The sequence below is a fragment of the Marinactinospora rubrisoli genome (assembly GCF_042664915.1).
Classification (GTDB): Bacteria; Actinomycetota; Actinomycetes; order Streptosporangiales; family Streptosporangiaceae; genus Marinitenerispora; species Marinitenerispora rubrisoli.
Genome location: NZ_JBHTBH010000009.1, coordinates 211,043 through 231,652 on the forward strand (window position 1 = coordinate 211,043; position 20,610 = coordinate 231,652).

The window sequence follows — 20,610 nt, forward strand, 5'->3', positions numbered from 1 at the left end:
TGCCGACCGCGCCAGCCCAGGGTGGTCGACGCCCTGTACTCTACCGGATCCCGCGCCCGGGCTCGTACCTCGTTCGTTCTCGTGGCCGGTCACGCCTCGTGTTCTCGCGGGTCAAACCGTTATCCGTCCGTCCCCCGACGTCGTGTCTTCGCACACCAGTCTCGTTCACGTCACGCAGCCGCAGCACGATATGCGCACCCGATCGCTTGGAGACAAGAGTGCGAATCTCATACCCACGGTCCGTGTTAGGCACGGCCGTCACGTTGATACTGGCCGGCGGTGCCGTGCTCGTTCCGGGAGGGGCCGCCGCGGCCGATGAGCCCGGTGTGGTGATCAGCGAGGTCTACGGTGGGGGCGGCAACAGCGGGGCCACCTGGCGGAACGACTTCGTCGAGTTGGGGAATGCCGGTGCGGCGGCGGTCGGGGTGGACGGGTGGAGCGTGCAGTACCTGCCCGCTCAGCCCGGAAGCGGTACCCGGGTGCAGGTGACCGAGCTCTCGGGCGAGATCGCGGCCGGTGGGCGCTATCTCGTGCAGGAGGGGGCCGGCAGCGGCGGTAGCCGGGATCTGCCGGTCGCCGACGCCGAGGGCGGTATCGCCATGGCGGCCGGTCAGGGGACCGTGCTGCTGGTCGCGGGCACCGAACCGGTGACGTGCCGGACGGCGGCCGCGTGTGCGGCCGACGACGCGGTCGTCGACATGGTCGGCTACGGCGCGGCGGCCGTCCACGAGACCGCGCCCGCGCCGGCGGGGTCGAACACCCTCTCCGTCGCCCGCGACGGAGAGCTCACCGACACCGACGACAACTCCGCGGATTTCACGGCCGGTGACCCGACGCCGGTCAACGCCGCCGGCGAGACCGGCCCCGGTGATGGCGGCGGCGGTGCGCCCGGGCCGGAGCAGCCCGGTGAGCTGCGGATCCACGACATCCAGGGAACCACCCGGGTCTCGCCGCACTCCGGCCAGGAGGTGGCCGGGGTTCCGGGAGTGGTCACCGCGGTGAACCCCACCGGATCCGCGCGGGGCTTCTGGTTCCAGGACGCCGAGGGCGACGACGACCCGCGCACCAGCGAGGCGCTGTTCGTGTTCACCGGCTCCACCACGCCCGATGTCGCGGTCGGCGACGAGGTGCTCGTGACCGGCAGGGTCGCCGAGTACCGGCCGGGCGACGCCGACATGAACCACCAGTCGATCACCCAGCTCACCGGCGCCGTCTGGACGGTCCTGTCGTCCGGGAACGACGTGCCGGAGGCGGTGGAGCTGGAGCCCGATACCGTGCCGGACGCCTACGCTCCCGACGCCGGGGGCGACATCTCCGGGCTCGGCCTGCGGCCGGACGACTACGCCCTGGATTTCTGGGCCGCGCACGAGCACATGGTGGTGCGCGTCGAGGACGCTCGCGTCGTGGGCGCCACGGACGGCTACAACGCGCTGTGGGTCACCACGAAGCCGGAGCAGAACGCCAGCCCGCGCGGCGGCACCGTGTACGGCTCCTACGCCGACGCCAACTCCGGGCGGCTCAAGATCGAATCGCTGATCCCGTTCGCCGAGCGCCCGTTCCCCGAGGCCGACGTCGGCGACGAGCTGCGCGGCGTGACGGAGGGCCCGCTCTACTACAGCCAGTTCGGCGGCTACCTGCTCAAGGCGACGACGCTCGGCGAGCACGTCGCCAACGGGCTGGAGCGCGAGACGACCTCGCGCGCCCGCGACTGGGAGCTGTCGGTCGCCACCTACAACGTGGAGAACCTGTCCCCGGCGGACGATCAGTCGAAATTCGACCGTCTCGCCGAGGGCATCGTGCAGAACCTGCGCAGCCCCGACATCGTCAACCTGGAGGAGATCCAGGACAACAGCGGCCCGGTGAACGACGGCGTGGTCGACGCCGACGAGACCCTGGAGCGGCTGATCGCGGCGATCAAGGACGCCGGCGGTCCCACCTACCACTGGCGGCAGATCAGCCCCGAGAACAACCGGGACGGCGGCGCGCCCGGCGGCAACATCCGCAACGCGTTCCTGTTCAACCCCGCCCGGACCACCTTCGTGGACGTTCCCGGCGGAGACGCCACCACCGGCGTGGAGGTGACCACCGAGAACCGGCGGGTGGGGCTGAGCGCGTCGCCCGGCCGCATCGCGCCGCAGGATGCGGCGTGGGAGTCGTCCCGCAAGCCGCTGGTGGGCCAGTTCCGGTTCCAGGGCCGCGACGTCTTCGTGGTCACCAACCACTTCAACTCCAAGGGCGGTGACCAGCCGCTGTACGGCACCGTCCAGCCCCCGAACCGGTCCTCCGAGCAGCAGCGGCACGCGCAGGCCGCGCTGGTGCGCGACTTCGTCGACGAGCTGATCGCCGCCGACCCGGACGCCAACGTCCTGGTGGTCGGCGACCTCAACGACTTCCAGTTCTCCCGCACCCTGGAGACGCTGACCGCTGACGGCGGGCTGTACAACCCGATGACGGACCTGCCGGCGGAGGAACGGTACAACTACCTCTACGACGGCAATGCGCAGTCGCTGGACCACATGCTCGTCTCGCCCCGTGTCGAGCACCGGGTCCGATACGACATCGTGCACGTGAACGCGGAGTTCCACGACCAGACCAGCGACCACGACCCGCAGGTGCTGCGGTTCCGCCCGCTCTCCGGCGACCACAAGCTGGACCGGCGGGAGGACAACCGGTACTACCGGGGCAACGGCCACCGGTAACGCGTCGCCCCGCGGTGGCGGACGGGCGGCCGTCCGCCACCGTCCGGGCACTCGCACGCTCGCCGGGCCCGCACACGAAAGGACCCCGGGCCGGATTCGGCCTGGGGTTCTCGACTGTGCGCCATCAGGGGCGCGAATCCCGACCCGCTGGGAGACGGCTCGCCGCGATCCGGTCAGTGCCGCCAAGTGCCGTTCCGTGCTGAAAAATCCCAGGATCGAGCACCGTTCCTGGCACGTGATACCAGCACTGCGGTCCTGGCCCGGGACCATCGAGACACATAAGGAGCGCATCTCCTCATTTGTGCCCTCTTGTCGCGCACGGAAGGGATTTGTACGGACGCTCCCCATCCTCATGAGAGGTGAAATTCCCCAAGGACGGAAACTCTGGAAATTCCCAGGGAGCGGAGCCGTGCCATCAGATGTGATTTCGACTGCCGCCTGGGTAGCATTCTGCTCGATGTCGCTATCCTCAGCCCCAAAAAGGGCATACGCGAATACTTTCATGTTTCCGCGGTTTCCGGTCCGGCGCGTGCCGAGCGATCCACACCGTGACCGACGTTCGCGCCCGGTCTAGCCGCCGCCCCATCCGCGGCGCTCACGGTCCGGTGGCCCGGTAGCCGCCCACCCCGGCCCGACACCCGCAGCCGTTGCCGCACTCTTCCGGCGCCGCTCAGCCGGCGTGGATTCGCCATGCCAACACCCCGTCACGCATCGTGACCGCCGCACCCACAGGAGGGGAACATGTCGATGCGACTACAGGAGTTGCGGGAGCTTCTCAACGCCGCGGGGCGGCGCATCCGGATTCCGCGCGCCGCCTTCGAGCTGGACGGCCTGGTCGACCGGGTCGCCGCAGTGTTTCCCGGCGGGGAGCTGGAACTGGAGGCCGCGTCCGGTCGGCCCGATCAACTCACCGCCACCGGACAGGTCGCCCCCTCGGCCGGCGAGGAGCCGCTGCCGGTCCGCGCCGAGTTCAGCAGCGACGGCGCCGTCGTTACCGGCGTGTCGGTGTCGGTCGGACTGCCCCGGCAGCGGCTGCCGCACGACGAGATCACCGTGGACCTCGCCCCGCTGGTGGCACAGGGCTTCTCGGCCCCGGAGATCCTGCTCACCGCCGGCGCGCCCACCCCTCACCGGGCGAACGTGCCGGCCGGCTCGTGGTGCCTGCTGCGGCTGCCCGTCACCGGCCCCACAGGGGCCACCCGTGACGTGGAGTTCCGCGCCCGGATCAGTGATCTGGTCCCCGACGCGCCGCTGCGGTTCACCAGTGCCCCCGGCACCGAGCTGGCCGCGCACACGCTGGGCGCCGCGCTCGGCCTCGCCGACGCGCCCGCGCTTCCCGGCAGCGCGCTCGCCCCGCTCACCGACCTCACCGTCACGCATCACCCCGACACGCGTGCGTCGCTGGTGCTCGGCCGCGGTGATCACGGCCGCCTCGCGGTCCTGCGGCACGCTGACGGCGCCGGGCTGCTCATCATCGACGGCGCCGACGGAGACTGGCAGGTGCTCTCCGCCAGCCGGACACTCGACCGCGCCGCCCTCGCGGCGATCGTCGCTCCGCTCACGGCCGAGCACGACGCGGGACCGCGCACCCCACTGGTCGAGACCGTCGACGAGGGCACGTGGCTGGTACTGCCCCGCGATACCGCCCCGCTCACCGTCCCGCTGCGCGCCCGTCCCCGGCCGCTGCTCGACCCCGGCAACCGCGACGGTCTCGGCCGGCCGCTGCCCAAGGACCAGCCCGTCCGCCGTTCCGCCGCGTGGCTGCGCGCCAACCGGGCGCGCCGCTACGCCGTCGCCACCCGCGACGGGTTCCTGCTGCTCGACGCCGTCGGCCCCCGCAGGATCGGGCGGCGCGCGCCGGTCACCGCCCGCGCGGTCACCCCAGCGGGCTGGACCGCGCCGAAGATCGAGGACGGCATCGTCAGCATCGCCTACCGCAAGCCGCCGCTGGCGGTGACCGGCGCGCTCACCACCCGCCCGGCGGAGTCGCCCTACGCCCAAATGTTCGGCGGCGCCCTCACGGTGAACGCCCAGGCCGTCAACGGTGCCGCCGTGGCCGCGTTCGTCGTGCCGGAGAGCGGCCAGGCCGGGGCGTCCTTCTTCGGTTACGGCATGATCGGCCGGAAGAAGGGCATCGGCCCGCCGCCGTTCCAGGTGCGCGGGATCGCCGGCGGCATGGGCTGGAACAGCCACATCCGCACACCCGAGGTGGACGAGATCTCGGCCTTCCCTTTCGTGCAGATCCTGAAGAACACCGGGCCCATCGCCGGGAAGGGGCGGGACGCCGCCGAGATCCTCAAGGCCCTCGACGCGTGGATCACCCCGGGCGACGACCAGCTGTGGATCGCGGCCGGCCTCGCCTTCAGCAGCTTCGAGATGCTCAAGGGCGAGGCGATGCTGCTGCTGCAGACCGGCCCCGACCTCACCATCGCGCTGCTCGGCCGGGCCGGCATCGACTTCCCGCCGGAAGGCTCCAAGAAATACGCCCGGCTGGCCATCGCCATCCGCGCCGCGCTCAAGCCGGCCGCCGGTGAGCTGTCGATGAGCGCCCAGCTCACCGACGACTCCTTCGTCATCGACAAGAACTGCAAGGTGCGCGGCGGCAGCGCCGCGGTGCTGTGGTTCGGCGACAACCCCAACCGCGGCGACTTCGTCTACACCATCGGCGGTTATCACCCGCACTACGAGCGGCACCTGCCCGACCACTACCCGCGGGTCCCGCGCCTCGGCCTGGACTGGGGCGTCGGGTCCACGGTGAGCATCTCCGGCGGCGCCTACTTCGCCATCACGCCGGCCGCGGTCATGGCCGGCGGCAAACTGGAGGTGCGGTTCCACTCGGGGATGGTGCGCGCCTGGCTGGACGCGTGGGTGGACGCGCTGGTGCAGTGGAAGCCGTTCTACTTCGACGTCGGCATCGGCGTCTACATCGGCGTGCAGGCCAGCGTGAAGGTGGTGTTCGTCCGGATCACCATCACCGTGGAGGTCGGCGCCGACATCCGGGTGTGGGGGCCGGAGACCGGCGGCGAGGCGAGGGTGAAGCTGTGGTTCGTCTCCTTCACCATCGGCTTCGGCGCCTCCAGGGGCAGCAGGCAACCGGCCCTCGACTGGCCCGGGTTCCGCGGCATGCTGCCGCCCGCCGAGAACATCGTCCGGATCATCGCCGGGGACGGCCTGCTCGGCGCCGACGGCGTGGAGGGCACGCTCTCCGACACTCCGGCGTGGCAGGTGTCGGCGTCCGGGTTCGCCTTCCGCACCGATTCCGCCGTGCCGCTCACCGAGATCTACCTCGGTGACGGCCGCACCCCCGAGCACTCGCGGGGCGGCCTGCGCATCCGCCCGATGGACCGCGGCGGCCTGACCAGCACCCACCGGGTCGAACTCACTCACGGTGGGGACGCCGTCGACCTTGATCGGTGGTCGAACCGGGCGATGACGAGCAGTGTCGCCGCGGCGCTGTACGGCTCCGGCGACGGCGGCACCCTCCCCGGCAAGGACGATCACCTGGTCGCGGACAAGCTCACCGGGATCGAGCTGACCTCGCCGCCGGTCTCGCACGGCACCACCACCGGCGACATCTCCGAGGAGGCGCTCGCCTTCACCCCGATCTCCCCGGACGGCCCGCAGCCGCTCGACCCGGCGGCCGGCCCCGAGGGACCACGCGCCGAGTACCCGGGTGGCACGATCCAGCGGATCGTCGACACGGTGGCCACCGCTACCCGCGCCGACCGCGACGCGCTCGCCGCCGCGCTCACCGGCTTCGGGGCGGAGCTCGGCGACCGGGACAGCGAGCTGCCCGGCTACGCCCGCGACGCCGCCACCGCCTTCACCGCCGAGCCGATGCTCGTCGCGGCCAGCTGAGGAAGCAGGGAACACAGCGATGCCGACACACTCCGTGCCACGCCGCACCCGGTTCTTCGACCACCGCATCCCGTCGCTGGACGCGGGCAAGTACCAGATCACCGTCACCGAGGAGATCGAGGAGCTGAGCACCGGCTCCGACATCCCCGGCGCGCGGCAGCCGTTCGACGTCCGGGCGCTTCGGTTCGGCGTCTCCGAGAACGACGTGCACGCCTGCTACCCGGTCCCCGGGACGGTCGGCGAGTACCAGGAGCTGCTGCCGCACATCACCCTGGACTCGCCCGGCCTGCCTTGGGCCCGCAAGCTGAAGCAGGAGAAGGAGGAGATCGACCGGGGCGTGCCGTGGATGGCGCTGCTCGTCTTCCGCGAGGGCGAGCTGCCCAACGACGAGGACGCCCTCGGACTGGTCGAGCCCTGCACGGTCACCCAACTGCTCGACGGCGACCTGGGCGGCACCCCGCCCGGCATCCCGAGGGACTCACTGTTCGCCGACGAGCACGACCTGGTGTGCAACACGGTGCTCGTCCCGGCCGACCTGCTGCGCGCCGTCCTGCCCCGCCCCGCCGAGGCGGCGCTGCTCGCGCACGCCCGCGAGGGCGGCCCCCCGGACGCCACCCACACCCGGAGCGAGGATGACCCGCCGGACGAGGACGAGCTGAAGACGGTGGTGGTCGCCAACCGGTTCCCGGACGCCGCCGGCGGCAACCACGCGGTCCACCTGATCTCGTTGGAGGGGCTGGAGTCCCTCCTCACCGGCGACTCCGGTGACTCCGTCTCCGGGAACGTGCGGGTCGTCTCGCTCTGGTCGTGGTCGTTCGAGTCGCTGTACCGCACCACCCGGGGGTTCGGCGACGTCGTCCAGTACCTCGCCACCGAGGGGCGCGAGGACGCCCGTCCCGACCTGCTGTTGCGGCTGCGCACCACCCCGCCCGGCTCACCGACCGCGCCGCAACAGGAGGCGCTGGCCCGGCTCGCGCGGGGCGCCACCGCGCTGCCGCAGCGCCTGGAGTCGGGGGAGGCCAGCTACGCCTTCTACCGTGGCCCTTTCACCGCCGAGCCCGCCCAGCCGCTGCCCGCCGAGCTGCCGCCCCGGCTGGACTCCGGCAACGCCGCACTGATCTACCTGGCGAAGTACGGGATCTTCGACGCCGGCTACGCCGCCGCGTTCAGCCTCGGCCGCAACCTCGCCCTTGCCGACCCGGAGTTCCGGTCCCGGCTGCTGGCGTACCGGTCCGCCGCCCGGTCGGCGACCCGCCGGCTGGCCGGCCACCCCAGGCTCGCCGGGCGGTCGATCGAGGATGCCGGGCTGCTGCGCGGCGGGCTCGCGCGCCGCTCCTTCGACCGGCTGCACCCCGCCGACGGCGGCGCCCGGTTCACCCGCGCGGTCGCCGCCGTCGGCCCGGCGCTGCTGGCCGGGGGCCGCCGGGCCCGGACCCGGGCACTCGCCACGCCGCGGCCGGGCGCCGCCGACCTGCGGGCCAACCTCGCCGAGCCGGCCGCCCGCACCCTGCTCCGGGGCGCGGTACGCACCGAGCTCGACCCGGTGGTGGCCTGGCTGGACCGGCTCCGCCGTCTGGAGATGGTGCCGTTCGACCATCTAGTGCCCGACCCGCGCATGCTGCCCGAGGAGAGCCTGCGGTTCGGCTACGTCGACGCCGGGTGGGTCCGCGCGGCGGTGGACGGCGCGCTCAGTGTCGGGGTCGGCCACACCCTGGACGCCGACCTCAACGAGCTGGCCCGCGATGGAGTCGAACCGCCCGCCTCGGTGGTGCTGATCCGGTCCGAGCTTGTCCCGAACTGGCCCAAGACCATCTACACCGCGCATCGCGACGACGCACCGGTCGAGCCGGTCCGGATCGCCCGGTTCGCCGACGACGTCCTCGTGCTGTTCTTCGACACCGTGCTCGACACCTTCACCATCGCCGAGCCGCCGCAGGGCCTGCACTTCGGGGTCAGCAGCCTGGGCCAGCTCATGCTGCGCAATCTCGACCCGGACGCCGACCCGGTGGGCGAGCCGATCCGGGCGTTCCCCGAGGAGACGCACGCCTTTGGGCGGTTCCTGCGCAACGCCTCCGACGCCGAGCTGGGCGCGGACGTGCTCAACGTGGCCGACGGCCCCGGCGCGCTGCACCCGGCGGTGAGCCAGGCCCTCGCCGAGGGAGGCGGCCACGACGGCGAGCTGACGCCCGCCAAGTTCGCGCTCCAGCTGATCAACACCCCGGAACTCCAGAGCTTCGAGCGTCCCTGACGGCCGCACGGCAGAAAGGCAGCCAGAACACCATGTCAGCGAGCAGCACCCTCGTGGTGCCCATCGACGTCGCCGCGCTCGCCGTCAACACCCGCGTGCGCGACGGCGGCTCCATCCGCCGGGCGGCGGCCAACTTCCAGCGCGTCGTCCGTGACCACGCGCCCGCCGAGCCGGCGCCGTTCGACAACGACAAGGACTGGCGGGACGACCCGGACGTCCTCGGCGTCTACCTCCAGTGGCAGCTGCCCGAGGCGCTCGCCCGGGGCAGGCACGACCCTGACGGCGGGGTCGGCGACTTCCCGCTGGTGCCGAACCGCTGGCTGGTGGTCCGCTACCGGTACGAGAGCCGCGAGGTCCGGTCGTGGCTGGTGGAGAGCGACTACCTGGACGAGTGGCAGGGCACCGTCTCCTACCTCGACCCGCACGCCGGCACGCCCACCGCCACCAAGATCGGCCGCAGGCACGACATCGCGCCCGGCTCGCCATGGCGGGAGCCGAGCGGCCGACGTGAGCCGTTCCTCACCGCCATCGGGCCGGGCCTGCTCAACTTCTCCGTCTACCAGCCGTTCAACGAGAACGTCTTCTCCATGCACGATCCCTTGGATGGGATCGACGGGGACGACCGGCTGGCCTACTTCGTCGCCGGCTGGTACGCCGACCCCGACAGCGACATCCTCATGAGCGAGGAGGACTCCGCCGCGCTCATCGAGTCGCTGGATTGGTCGCCCACTCCGGGATCCGGTCCCCGCAGGCGGTCCGTCTACACCGGCAGCGTGCTCGGACTGAACTGGACGCCGGACACGGAGATCCCCGACTCCATCCCCGACCGGCGGGACATCGCCGTTGCGGTCGGCAACAGCACCGCCGAGGCCGCTTCCGCCTTGCTGGACGAGGCCGACGGCACCGGAGCGCTCTCCGCCGACGACGCCGAACTGTTCCGGGCGTTCGTGCTCGACGCGCTCGACCAGCTCGACAAGCCCGAGGGGCAGGACCTGGTCCAGCGCGCCGCCCACCGCTCCGGCTTCGCCCGGGGGCCCGGCGGATACACCTGGCAGGTGGCCGACCGCGGCGACCCGTTGGCGCTGCCGCCCGAGCCCGCCGACCAGCGCGTCCGGCGGCTCCGGGCCGAGCACGACACCATCGGCGAGCTGAACCGGCTCCAGGCCGAGCACGACCGGATCGAACGCGAGCTCGCCGCCGCCCAGGAACGGCTCTACCACCTGTGGTACCTGAACGCTCTCCCGGAACGCGACAAGCCCCGGGAGTTCACCAGCGCCATCGGCGCCCAGCTCGACCCGGACGACCCGGACGGCGCGGCCGGGAGGGTGAAGGCGCTCACCGAACAGCTCGCCGAGGCGCGCAGCGCCCTGCCGTGGGGACGCGACCCCGAGGACCTGGCGGAAGCGGCCAAGGCGCACGCCGATGCCCACGGCCTGCCCGAGCACCGGGTACTGGTCCGGGTGCCGGCCGAGGAGTTCGACCACTCGGCCGACCCCGTGGTGCTGCTCCAGGGCGCCAACCTGCACGCGCCGCTCAGCCGGGACGGCGCGCTCCCGTGCCGCACCCCGGACCGCGTGGTGACCCGGGTCACCGACGCCGGCACCACGGTCGACGCCGCCGGGGTGCAGCCGGACGTCGCCAAGGTGCCGCTGGACGACCTGCCCGAGGCACTGCGGGCGCTGGCCACCGAGTTCTTCATCCTGGAGCGGGCCCGGGCGCGCGGCCTCAGCCTCGACGACCACGACGGCGCCCTGCCCGAGCTGGGCACCGGGGAGTGGAAGCAGGCGTGGCAGCCCATGGCGCTGCACTGGAGCGGCGACTACTTCCCGGTCCCGTTCCAGGACACCGACACCGGCACCGACTACTGGTGGTTCGACGGCGTCCGGTACCGGTGGACCGGCCAGGGCGACCGGCCGGACCCGTTCACCGTCCAGGGCAACCAGTTGCTCATGCCGAGCGCCGGCGCCGCGCTGGAAGGGCAACTCGCCGCGTACTCGGCGCACCGGGGTGACCTGCCCGCCGACCTCATCCGCTCGCTGCGCCGGGAGGCGGCGGAGCAGGACCTGCTCTCCCAGCGGCTGGACGGGTTCGGCGCGGGGCTCGGGCAGCGCAAACCCGGCGGCGGACTGCTGGTGCCGACCGGCCCGCTGGCCGAGCTCACCGGCCATGGCGACCGGCAGGCTCCCGAGCCCGGCGACCTGCCGGAGAGCGACTGGGACCCGAATCCGGAGTCGCGGTTCCAGCAGCTGCGGTCCGGGCAGATGCTGTTCACCGGACTGTCCATCGTGGACCGGTTCGGGCGCTCGGTGGACCTGATCCTGGACCCCGCGCACTTCACGCCGACCGCCCTCCCGGACTCCATGGTCCCGGATCACCCGATCGGGGAGACCGGGGCGGACCGGTACGTGGAGCTCGGACCGCGGCTGCTGCAACCCGGCCGGCTGCATTTCGGCTTCCTGTCCGCCACCGGCGACGAGGAGATCGATTTCCGCCCCGAGGAGAACCCGGTCTGCGGCTGGCTGTTGCACAACCGGCTCGACGCCGCCCTCGCCTGTTACGCCCCCGAGGGACGGGCGCTCGGCGAGCTGCGGACCGTACTCGCGCCGTCCGGCAGCCGCGAGGTGGCCTGGCGGCGGCTGCCGGGATCGTCGCTGGTGAGCCTGGACGACCTCGCCGCCGACTTCCCGCACCTGCACCGCTTCCTGGCCGCGATCCAGCGCAAGGGGCCCGACACGCTCACCGCCGTGCTCGCCACCGTGGACGAGGCGCTGACCACCATCGACCCCGAGGCGCCGCAGGACGGCGGCATGGGGTTCTTCCTCGGCCGGCCGCTCGCCATGGTGCGCGCCAAGCTCGACCTCCAGTTGGACGGGCCGCCGCGCACCGACGTCAACTGGTTCGACGTGATCGACCCGCCCACGCCCAAGGCGCTGGAGTACCGGTGGACCATCCGGCTCGGCGAGCCGGCGCACAGCGACGACGGGCTGGTCGGGTTCGTGCTCAACGGCGACTACGACCACCTGGAGACGGTGGTCGCGCCGGAGGGTCCGGACACCGGCTACCTGCGCCCCATCGGGGCCGGGGAGCGGCTCAGGCTCAGCTTCGACTCCGCCGACACCGCCGAGGTCACCCTGCTGGTGGACCCGCGCGCCGCCGTGCACGCCACCACCGACCTGCTGCCGGTCGGCTCATTGCACATCCCGGCCCGGTTCGTGGAGCCGGCGCTCGCCGCGATGGCCGTCTGCTTCAGGTCCGGACCGCTGCTCGCCGCCACCCGGGAGACCGAGGTCGACGGCCGGACGGTGGAGGTGGCGATCCTGCCGGAGCCGGCCACGCCCGTGGGCACCTGGTCGTGGAGCGAGCAGGTCGGCGAGGAGTGGCGGGACCGGCCGATCTCACCGCTCGCGCCCGACGAACTGCCGCGCACGATGCCGGAGATCCGGTCCGGCTACCTGGTGCTCGGCGACGCCACGTCGGCCGGCCGCGCCGCCACCTGACCACCACCACTCGCCGCCCGCCCCTGCTGCGGGGCGGGCGGTCTCCGACTCATGTAGAGAGGCCGCCGATGACACTCATCAACACGGTCCGGACCGACCCGGCGAACGCCACCGGCTTGGAGTACCGGTTGTACACCAACCCGCACCCGCTGCGGGTGTCGCCGCAGGGCGCCGAGGAGGGCGACGATCCGGCGATCGACCCGGCGCGCGGTCAGCTGACCATCGTGGCGTCCCGAGCCGCGCGCTACCCGCTGCTGCTGCGCAAGCTGTCGGTGAAGGTCCCGACCGGAACCAACTCGCCGGACCTGGCGCTGTCGCTCGACCGGGTCGAGTCGACCATCAGCCTGGGCTGGGGGTCGCGGGTCAACAACGGGTGGATCGAGTTCACCCCCACGGACCCCCACGTGGAGATCGGCGCGGACGAGGGCGTCACCGTCATCATCGGCAACATCCCGATCAACCACGAGGTCGGCGCGGTCGAGCTGGTGGTAGAGGAGGAGTCGGCGGAGAAACCACCGAGTGGCGACCCCGACTGGGACACCCGCCGGGCGAGTCTGTTCACGGGGAAGTTCCCGCTGGACTTCTACCTCGACCAGTTCATGGCGGACCGGCAGGAGATCAACAACGGCGGTGACGTCAAGCTGACGTGGAAGCGGTCCGAGGGCGCGAACACCACACTGCTGTACGGCGGTAACGATCCCATCGACGTACGCGACCGCGAGCAGTACGAGGTGAAGAACGTCAAGCAGACCACGACGTTCTACCTGATCGGCAGTGTGGGGAACGTGGAGATCATCCGGTCCGTCATGGTGACCGTGCTCAACCCGGACCTGGTGGTCAACAAGCTCACGGTGAACGACTCGCTGGAGGCGAAGGGCGACGTCACCGTCGCGGCCGGAAAGGCGTTGGCGGTCAACACCATCCGGTCCACGGGGGACGGCGCGATCACCGTGGCGAACAATCTCAATGCCGACGGTTCGCTCACCGTCACGGGCGTGCTTCAGGCGAACAACAACATCACTGTTGCCCAGGGGCAGCAGCTCGCCGTGCCCAAGATCGTCGGTAACGGTGGCGGGGTGACGGTGGACAGCGCGCTGACCACGAACGCCGCACTCACAGCGAACGAGAACGTGACCGTCGCCTCCGACAAGACGCTCAAGGTGGCGCGCGTGGAGGCGACGGCGAACAACTCGGTGTGGGTGAGCGCCGATCTGGCCGTCACCCCGGGGCGGGCGCTCACCACCAACAACATCCGGGGCACGGACGATCGGACACTGACGATCAGTCACAGCAACCTGACCGTGATCGGTCCGATCTCCCTGGCCAAGGGCCGCCACAAACGCGTCTGGAGCCAGAATCAGGCTCCTACGTCGAGCAGGCCCTTCAAGGCGACGGCGCCCACGGACGGCATCCTGTACGTCCAGACCGACATGTTCGACAACACCAGCCATAACGAGAACCAGGGCTACAAGGCCACGTTCTGGGTGACCGTCGGCGGTCAGACCTACCGGTGCCAGGAGGCGATGCTCCGCCAGACCGGCGCGGACGGTCGGCGCAACTCGCTGGCCATCCAGGTGAGCAAGGGGGAGAGTATCCAGGCGTACCTGACAGTGGACGGCTCGACCTGGTATAGCAGGGTCGGCACGGTTCTGATCTGGTTCCCGTTCGGCACCAACACCGACCTCAGCGTCACCCAGGCCGCCGGTGAGGTCACCGAGGAACACGAGGAGGCCGTGGCCGAGCCCGTCCAGGTGCCCGAGCAGGCCGCGTCGGGGGAGGTCCGCGAGACCACCTGATCCGATCACCGAATATTCGGCACTGCGGACCGTGGAGGCGTGTCCCGCTCGTCCTGCCCGCCCTGATCGTCGAACTCGGCCGGCACCGGGAGCCCGCGGCCCCGTGACGTGACGAAACCCCAGGCCGAATCCCGAAAACAGATTCCGGCCTGGGGTTTTACTCGTCCATCAGTGGTGCGCCATCAGGGACTCGAACCCCAAACCCGCTGATTAAGAGTCAGCTGCTCTGCCAATTGAGCTAATGGCGCCCGCCGTGCGGCTGGTCGGACCGGGTGCTCGGCACCGGACCGGACCGACGTGCACAACTGTAGCAGTCCCGGAAACCGGTCGCGAACGAGTTCCTCCGGACCGGCTGAGCACCCATCCCGGCCGGGGCGGGTGCTCAGCGACGCCCGGGAACCGGTGCGGCTACGACCACGTCATGACCACCGTGACGATGATGCCGATCGCGACGACGACGCCGACCGCGGCCAGGATGTAGGGGGTCAGGGGACGGCGCGGCGCCGTCTCGGCTTCCTTGTTCTCCGACACGAACCGGCGGAACATCATCGTGGAGCCCGCGGGGTCGGCCGCCTTCTCTTCGTTCTGTGACATGAGCCCGACCCTAGCGACTCGCGACCGGGTTTGCGGCATTTCCCGACACACCCGGCACCGGGCGCGCGCGGGCGCCGCCGGGCGAGGCGGCCGAGGCGGGCCGCGGACCTGGGCGGATACGTCGCCAACACCGGCGCCCGCCGCTCGGCGTCGTGACGAAATTCCCGAATCCCCGCAACTTGCCGGGACGGGCTCCACGGGTCACGAGGCGACGAGGCCGGTCGTCCCGTCCGCGCGCGGATCGGCGGATTGCGGCGCCGCCTGGGCGAGCAACGCCGCGTGCGCGGCGGGCGGTGCGCCGGTCTGGCGCAGCGCCAGGCCGGCGGCGCCGAGCGCCCCGTCGATCGCCAGGATCGGTGCGACGCCGAACCTGCGGCGCACCCCGGCCCGGACCGCCTCCGCCACCGGGCCGGCCGCGAGAACCGCCCCGGCGAGGACGACCGGCTCCCGGTCGGGTTCCGCCCCTTGTGCCGCGGCGGAACCGGCGGCGGTCTCCGGTACCGGCGCCACGGCGGCGAGGTTGGTGAGCAGCCGCCGGGCCGCGTCCTCGGCGATGCCGGAGGCGACGGGGTCGCCGTCCCCCGCCGCTCCCATGACCTCCGGGGCCAGCCGTCCCAGTTCGGCGGGCGGCCGGTCGTGCACGGCGCGGATGATCGCCTGGGGATCGCCCGGCGGCACGCCCAGCGCGTCCGCCAGCCGGCCGCGCAGCACCGTCGGACGGCCGCGGCCGTCGATGGCGGCCAGCACGGCGCGCAGCCCCGCGAGGCCGATCCACACGGCCGACCCCTCGTCCCCGAGCAGCCACCCGTAGCCATCGCACCGGCACAGCACCCGGCCGTCGCGCACCCGCGCCGCGACCGCGCCGGTCCCCGCGATCAGCACCAGGCCCACCGGCGCGGCGCTGCCCGCGGCGAACGCCACCGCGACGTCGTCGTTCACCTCCGGGTCGCCGGGCAGCCCGAGTTCGGCCCAGACGCCGCGCACCGTCGCCAGCGCCCGGGCGTGCCCGGACTCCCCGGCGCCCGCCACCCCGAAGACCGCCCGCACGACCGTGACGTCGCCCGCGGCACCGAGGGCCTCGCGCAGCGCGGCGCGGAACGCCCCGCCCGGATCGGTGCTGGAGTTCTGGTTGGCGCCTCCGGCCCGGCCCCGGCCGGCCACCCGCCCGTCGAGCGTGACCGCGGCGCACCGCGTGCTCGTTCCGCCGGCGTCCACGCCGATCACGATGTCGACACTCATGAAGGAACTCTAGGAGACGGCGCGGCCAGGGGCATCTGCCGTCGCGGCGGCGCTCCGGTGGCGCACGTTTCCGGGTTCGTCCGGCTCGCTCCCCGGCCACTCACAGTGAACTGAATTCACTTTGCAATACCGGCTCCCAGCGATTTTCGGCGCGCCGGCGGGACGGCCCCGATCGCCTTCGGCGCCGGGGAAAGCCGATCACCGACTCCGCGACTGACGGGTTTTTCCGGATCGCCGAAAATCAGGCCGCACTCAGGGATGATCGCGATGATCTGCACGTCATCCCCCCAACAGTGTCATGAAACGCCGCACCACCCCCTTCCCTCTCATGAGGCGCATTACCCGGACATTCCGGCATGCTGCGGTTTCTGGCATTGTCCAGGAACGCCGGCCGGCGTTTCCGGCCGCCGTTCTTCTCCGCACCCACTTCTCGTACGGCACCCGCCCGGCGAAGGGAACGGAATCGGCGGGGCCGGTCCGGCCGGCACCGAATTCCCCTTCCAGCGAAAGCGAAATGCCAGCGCACCGTAAGGCCGATGCTGCAGACTGGTGCACGCGACCGCAGCACTGGTCGCAACCCCTGTGCGCGAGCGAGAGCGGAACGGGGGAACTCCCGGAGGCAGGAGGACGGCCTGCACCCCGGGGAGACGTGTCTGGCGGAGCGGATCGGGGGGCGCGCAGCGCCCGCGCGGGGGAATCCGGGCGAGTCCGCCTGGAAGGCAGCGGGTCCGTGTGCGCATGTCCGCCTCCGCCAGACACCATAGGCGCCGGGTTCTCCGGGCGGCACCGGTTGGGGAGCCGGCCGCCCGGACCCGGAGCCGCACGATCGGCGCCGATCGTGGGACGGCGCCGCCGCCGCATCGGCGCGAAGCCGCTCACTGACCGAGCGGCACTCCCTCACCCGCACCGCCGCCGCCGATCAGGAACCGGGGATCACCCCCCAGCGCGGCGGCCACCCGCGCGACCGGGTCCCGCGCGCGGCGGGCCGCGATGTCAGAGACCAGGGCGCTGATACCGACCCCCGGATGCGTCACCAGCCAGGCCGCCGCCAGCCGGAGCGGCAGCGGCAGCCGGCCGGTCAGGTCGAGCAGCCGGTCGACGGCGGCGGGCTCGGCCGCCACCCGCTCGGGTCCCACCAGCCGCCGCAGCAGGGCCCGCGCCTCCCCCGGGGCCAGCTTGTCCACCGCGATCGCGAGCACGCCCTCGCGCACGATCAGGTCGGCCAGCCAGTAGCGGCTGGTCACCACCACGGCGCAGGTCGAGGTGCCGGGGAGCAGCGGCCGGACCTGTTCGGCGGAGTAGGCGTTGTCCAGCACCATGAGCAGCCGGCGCCGCGCCAGGACGGAGCGCAGCAGGGCCGCCCGTTCGTCCGTCTCGACCGGCAGCCCGTCCAGCACCCCGAACGGGCGGAGGAACCGGCGCAGCACGTCGGCCGGGTCCCGCGGCGCGCCCGTGTCGCCGCGCAGGTCGACGTAGAGCTGCCCGTCGGGGAACCGCTCGGCGGCCCGGTGCGCCCAGCGCACGGCGAGCGCGGTGCACCCCGCGCCGGCCGGTCCGCTGATCAGGGCGCGGCGGGGCTGCCGGGCGTCGGTGCGCAGCCGGTCCAGGGCGGCGAGCTGACCGCGGCGCCCGACGAAGAACGGGATGTCGGCGGGGAGCTGGGCGGGAGGCAGCGACCGCGGCCGCCCGGCCGGGTCCGGCGGCGCAACGGTCCCCGATTCCGCCGGCACCGTCCGCTGGGGCGGGTCGCAGAGGTCTCCGCGCAGCACCGAGTGGAACGTGGCCTGCAGCTCACGGCCGGGGTCGATCCCCAGCCGTTCGGCGAGGGTCTGGCGGGTGCGTTCGTACACCTCCAGGGCCTCACTCTGCCGCCCGGACCGGTACAGCGCCACCATCAGCAGCCGGATCAGCGGTTCGCGGTGCGGGTACCGCCCGGCCAGGTCGGTGAGCCCGGGCAGCGCGGGTTCGTGCCGCCCGAGCGCCAGCATCGCGCCGTAGCGCAGCTCCGCCGTGCGCAGCAACTCCTCGGTGACGGAGCGCACCTCGTGCTCGTGCAGGCGGGGCGAGACGACATCGGCCAGCACCGGGCCGCGCCACAGCGCCAGCGCCTGGCCGAGGGCGTCGCATTTGCGCGGGAGGTCGCCGTGGTGGTCGGCTTCCAGGGCCGCCACGGAGAGGGCGCGCAGCCGGAGCAGGTCCAGCTGATGGTCGGCGAGCTCCATGCGGTACCCGTGCGTGCCGCTCACGAGCGGCTCGCCGGCGTGCACCAGGGCCAGCGCGGCGCGCAGCCGGGTCACGTGCACCTGAAGGGCCGCGCGGTACGCCTCGGAGGGGGGCACCCCCCACATCCGGTCGACCAGTTCGTCCACGGGAACGGTGCGGTTGGCCCGCAGCAGCAGCGCGGCCAGCAGCACCCGGCGTTTGTTGCCCTGGATCTTGACGACGCGGTCGCCGACGCGCACGCTGAGCTGGCCGAGTACTCCGAACGAGACGTCTGCCACTGTGACTCCCGTGAGGCGGCCCTGCTTTCCCATCCGGTGGCGCGGCGTGCGATCCGCGCCTTCAGGGTGCCCCGTGACCGGAGGCCGCGCAATCGGGTTCACCGGGATCGCAGACTTGTGTATCGGCCCGAATTGCCGAATCTTCCCCACCGCGCATTGACTCACCGCGCCGAACAGAAGGAAACTTTCCAACATGGCGAAAACGGCGAAAGCGTCGGCCTCTCCGTCGCCCGACCCGGCCGGGGATCCGGCGCCGGGCGCGCCCACGACGGTGCTCCGCATCCGCGCGCTGCTGCCGTCCCTCGCACCGGCCGAGCAACGGGTGGCCCAGCGCATCGTCGACGACCCGGAACGGGTGGCCGCCTCCTCCATCACTCAGCTCGCCAAGGACTGCGACACCTCCGAGGCGACCGTCATCCGGTTCTGCCGCACGATCGACTTCAGCGGTTACCGGGAACTCCGCCTCACCCTGGCCACCGAGGCGGGCCGCGCGCGGGGCGCCCGGGAGGGCGCGCGCGAGGCACCCGGGGACATCAGCCCCGACGACACGCTCGTCACCGTGGTGGAGAAGATCGCCTACGCCGACGCCCGCGCCGTCGAGGACACCGGCGCCCAGCTCGACGTCGACGCGCTGCACGACGTCATCGAGGCGCTGGCCACGGCGCGGCGCATCGAGATCTACGGGGTGGGCGCGAGCGCGTTCGTGGCCGCCGACTTCCAGCAGAAGCTGCACCGGATCGGCCTGGCGTCCTACGCCTGGTCCGACACCCACGTGATGCTGACCAGCGCCGCGCTGCTCGACGAGCGCGACGTCGCCATCGGCGTGTCGCACAGCGGCGCGACCATCGACACGATCGACGCCCTGGCCGAGGCGCGGCGGCACGGGGCGCGCACGGTGGCGATCACCAACTTCCTGCGCTCCCCCATCACCGAGACCGCCGACCTGGTGCTGACCACGGCGGCCCGCGAGACGACCTTCCGGTCCGGCGCGACGGCGAGCCGGCTCGCCCAGCTCACCGTTATCGACTGCGTCTTCGTCGGACTCGCGCAGCTCCGCTACGCCGACAGCCAGCGGGCCCTGGAGACCACCCGCCGGGCCGTGCGCGGGCTGCGGGTCGAGCGGGACGACCGCCGCAGATCCCGCGACCGCGACGGCTAGCGAGCCGCGAGTCCCCAGTGGAAGGAAAGGCATGGACCCCGATCTGGACACCCACCCCGCCGCACCCGGAGTCGGCGGCACCGCTCCGGGAGGACCGGAGCCGCGGGTGGAGGTGGTGCGCTCGCCGACCGAGGAGCGGAACCCGCGCACCCTGGACATCGACGTGCTGCCGACACTGGAGGTGCTGCGCCTGATCAACGCCGAGGACGCGACCGTCGCCGGCGCGGTGGCCGCGGTCCTGCCGGAGCTGGCCCGCGCCGTGGACCTCGGGGTCGCGGCGCTGGACGGCGGCGGGCGGATCCACTACTTCGGGGCCGGCACGTCCGGGCGGCTGGCGACGATGGACGCGGCCGAACTGCCGCCCACCTACGGAGTCGCCGCCGACCTCGTCGTGGCGCACCACGCCGGCGGTGAGAGCACGCTGCGGGAGGCGGCCGAGGGTGTGGAGGACGACGCCTCGCTCGGCGCCGCCGACGCCGCCGGCATGCGGGCCGGCGACCTCGCCGTGGGGCTGGCCGCCAGCGGCCGCACCCCCTACGTCGGCGGGGCGCTGCGCCGCGCTCGCGAACGGGGGGCGCACACCGTGCTGGTCAGCGCCAATCCCGCGGCCGTGCTCGCCGCAGAGGTGGACGTGCACATCGGGGTGGCCACCGGGCCGGAGGTGATCGCCGGGTCGACCCGGATGAAGGCGGGAACCGCACAGAAGCTGGTCCTCAACGCCTTTTCGACCGCGGTCATGGTGCGGCTCGGCGGCACCTACTCCAACCTCATGGTGGGGGTGAACGCCAGTAACGCCAAGTTGCGCGGCCGGGTCGTCACCATCCTGACCGAGGCCAGCGGGCAGCCCGCCGACGTGTGCGCGGATGCGCTCGCCGCGGCCGGCGGCGACACCCGGGTGGCGCTGGTCTGCCTGCTCACCGGCGCCGAGCCGGACCGCGCCGCCGAGGAGGTGCGGGCCGCCGGCGGATCGGTGCGCGACGCGCTGCGCCGGCTGACCACGGTCTGAGGAGCTTCGTCCG

Annotated in this window: 11 protein-coding genes and 1 tRNA gene; 7 read left to right on the plus strand and 5 right to left on the minus strand. The window is 72.6% G+C overall.

Features of this window, described 5'->3' with window-relative positions; genetic code table 11:
- The first annotated feature begins 242 nt into the window (after nucleotides 1-242).
- The 5 genes from ACFQRF_RS19435 to ACFQRF_RS19455 all read left to right on the plus strand — a co-directional run bounded on the left by ACFQRF_RS19435 (nucleotide 243) and on the right by ACFQRF_RS19455 (nucleotide 14,098).
- A complete protein-coding gene (locus tag ACFQRF_RS19435; protein ID WP_379872555.1) occupies nucleotides 243-2,699 on the plus strand; it encodes an endonuclease/exonuclease/phosphatase family protein in 2,457 nt (818 codons plus the stop codon).
- A 741-nt stretch (nucleotides 2,700-3,440) separates the two neighbouring features.
- Nucleotides 3,441-6,557 carry a DUF6603 domain-containing protein gene (locus tag ACFQRF_RS19440; RefSeq protein WP_379872556.1) on the plus strand — a complete coding sequence of 1,039 codons (3,117 nt, stop codon included), beginning with the start codon at nucleotides 3,441-3,443 and terminating at the stop codon, nucleotides 6,555-6,557.
- 19 nt (nucleotides 6,558-6,576) lie between these two features.
- Nucleotides 6,577-8,805, plus strand: a complete 2,229-nt coding sequence (locus ACFQRF_RS19445) for a hypothetical protein (protein ID WP_379872557.1) — start codon at nucleotides 6,577-6,579, stop codon at nucleotides 8,803-8,805.
- A gap of 32 nt (nucleotides 8,806-8,837) precedes the next feature.
- Nucleotides 8,838-12,302: a hypothetical protein gene (locus tag ACFQRF_RS19450; protein WP_379872558.1), complete on the plus strand. Its 3,465-nt coding sequence runs from the start codon at nucleotides 8,838-8,840 to the stop codon at nucleotides 12,300-12,302.
- A 68-nt stretch (nucleotides 12,303-12,370) separates the two neighbouring features.
- On the plus strand, nucleotides 12,371-14,098 hold the full coding sequence (locus ACFQRF_RS19455; protein WP_379872559.1) for a hypothetical protein: 1,728 nt from the start codon (nucleotides 12,371-12,373) through the stop codon (nucleotides 14,096-14,098).
- Nucleotides 14,099-14,270: 172 nt separating this feature from the next.
- Here ACFQRF_RS19455 and ACFQRF_RS19460 read toward each other — a convergent pair.
- The 5 genes from ACFQRF_RS19460 to ACFQRF_RS19480 all read right to left on the minus strand — a co-directional run bounded on the left by ACFQRF_RS19460 (nucleotide 14,271) and on the right by ACFQRF_RS19480 (nucleotide 18,432).
- Nucleotides 14,271-14,346 (minus strand) — tRNA-Lys (locus ACFQRF_RS19460).
- 160 nt (nucleotides 14,347-14,506) lie between these two features.
- Nucleotides 14,507-14,692 carry a hypothetical protein gene (locus ACFQRF_RS19465; protein WP_379872560.1) on the minus strand — a complete coding sequence of 62 codons (186 nt, stop codon included), beginning with the start codon at nucleotides 14,690-14,692 and terminating at the stop codon, nucleotides 14,507-14,509.
- Between the two features lie 201 nt (nucleotides 14,693-14,893).
- Nucleotides 14,894-15,931 (minus strand): N-acetylglucosamine kinase, encoded by a 1,038-nt coding sequence (locus ACFQRF_RS19470; protein WP_379872561.1) that lies wholly within the window; start codon nucleotides 15,929-15,931, stop codon nucleotides 14,894-14,896.
- Between the two features lie 116 nt (nucleotides 15,932-16,047).
- A complete protein-coding gene (locus ACFQRF_RS19475; protein WP_379872562.1) occupies nucleotides 16,048-16,209 on the minus strand; it encodes a hypothetical protein in 162 nt (53 codons plus the stop codon).
- A gap of 597 nt (nucleotides 16,210-16,806) precedes the next feature.
- On the minus strand, nucleotides 16,807-18,432 hold the full coding sequence (locus tag ACFQRF_RS19480; RefSeq protein ID WP_379872563.1) for an AfsR/SARP family transcriptional regulator: 1,626 nt from the start codon (nucleotides 18,430-18,432) through the stop codon (nucleotides 16,807-16,809).
- A 193-nt stretch (nucleotides 18,433-18,625) separates the two neighbouring features.
- On the opposite strand from ACFQRF_RS19480, the gene ACFQRF_RS19485 reads away from it, so the two are divergent.
- Nucleotides 18,626-19,591, plus strand: coding sequence for a MurR/RpiR family transcriptional regulator (locus ACFQRF_RS19485; protein ID WP_379872564.1), 966 nt, complete (start codon nucleotides 18,626-18,628; stop codon nucleotides 19,589-19,591).
- 31 nt (nucleotides 19,592-19,622) lie between these two features.
- Nucleotides 19,623-20,597, plus strand: a complete 975-nt coding sequence (gene murQ, locus ACFQRF_RS19490) for an N-acetylmuramic acid 6-phosphate etherase (protein WP_379872565.1) — start codon at nucleotides 19,623-19,625, stop codon at nucleotides 20,595-20,597.
- Nucleotides 20,598-20,610: the final 13 nt, after the last annotated feature.

Bases quoted from the DNA above. Each gene is read 5' to 3' on its own strand.
- ACFQRF_RS19440 (WP_379872556.1), top strand. From the start codon at position 3,441: ATGTCGATGCGACTACAGGAGTTGCGGGAGCTTCTCAACGCCGCGGGG.
- ACFQRF_RS19445 (WP_379872557.1), top strand. From the start codon at position 6,577: ATGCCGACACACTCCGTGCCACGCCGCACCCGGTTCTTCGACCACCGC.
- ACFQRF_RS19450 (WP_379872558.1), top strand. From the start codon at position 8,838: ATGTCAGCGAGCAGCACCCTCGTGGTGCCCATCGACGTCGCCGCGCTC.
- ACFQRF_RS19455 (WP_379872559.1), top strand. From the start codon at position 12,371: ATGACACTCATCAACACGGTCCGGACCGACCCGGCGAACGCCACCGGC.
- ACFQRF_RS19465 (WP_379872560.1), bottom strand. From the start codon at position 14,692: ATGTCACAGAACGAAGAGAAGGCGGCCGACCCCGCGGGCTCCACGATG.
- ACFQRF_RS19470 (WP_379872561.1), bottom strand. From the start codon at position 15,931: ATGAGTGTCGACATCGTGATCGGCGTGGACGCCGGCGGAACGAGCACG.
- ACFQRF_RS19485 (WP_379872564.1), top strand. From the start codon at position 18,626: ATGGCGAAAACGGCGAAAGCGTCGGCCTCTCCGTCGCCCGACCCGGCC.
- murQ (WP_379872565.1), top strand. From the start codon at position 19,623: ATGGACCCCGATCTGGACACCCACCCCGCCGCACCCGGAGTCGGCGGC.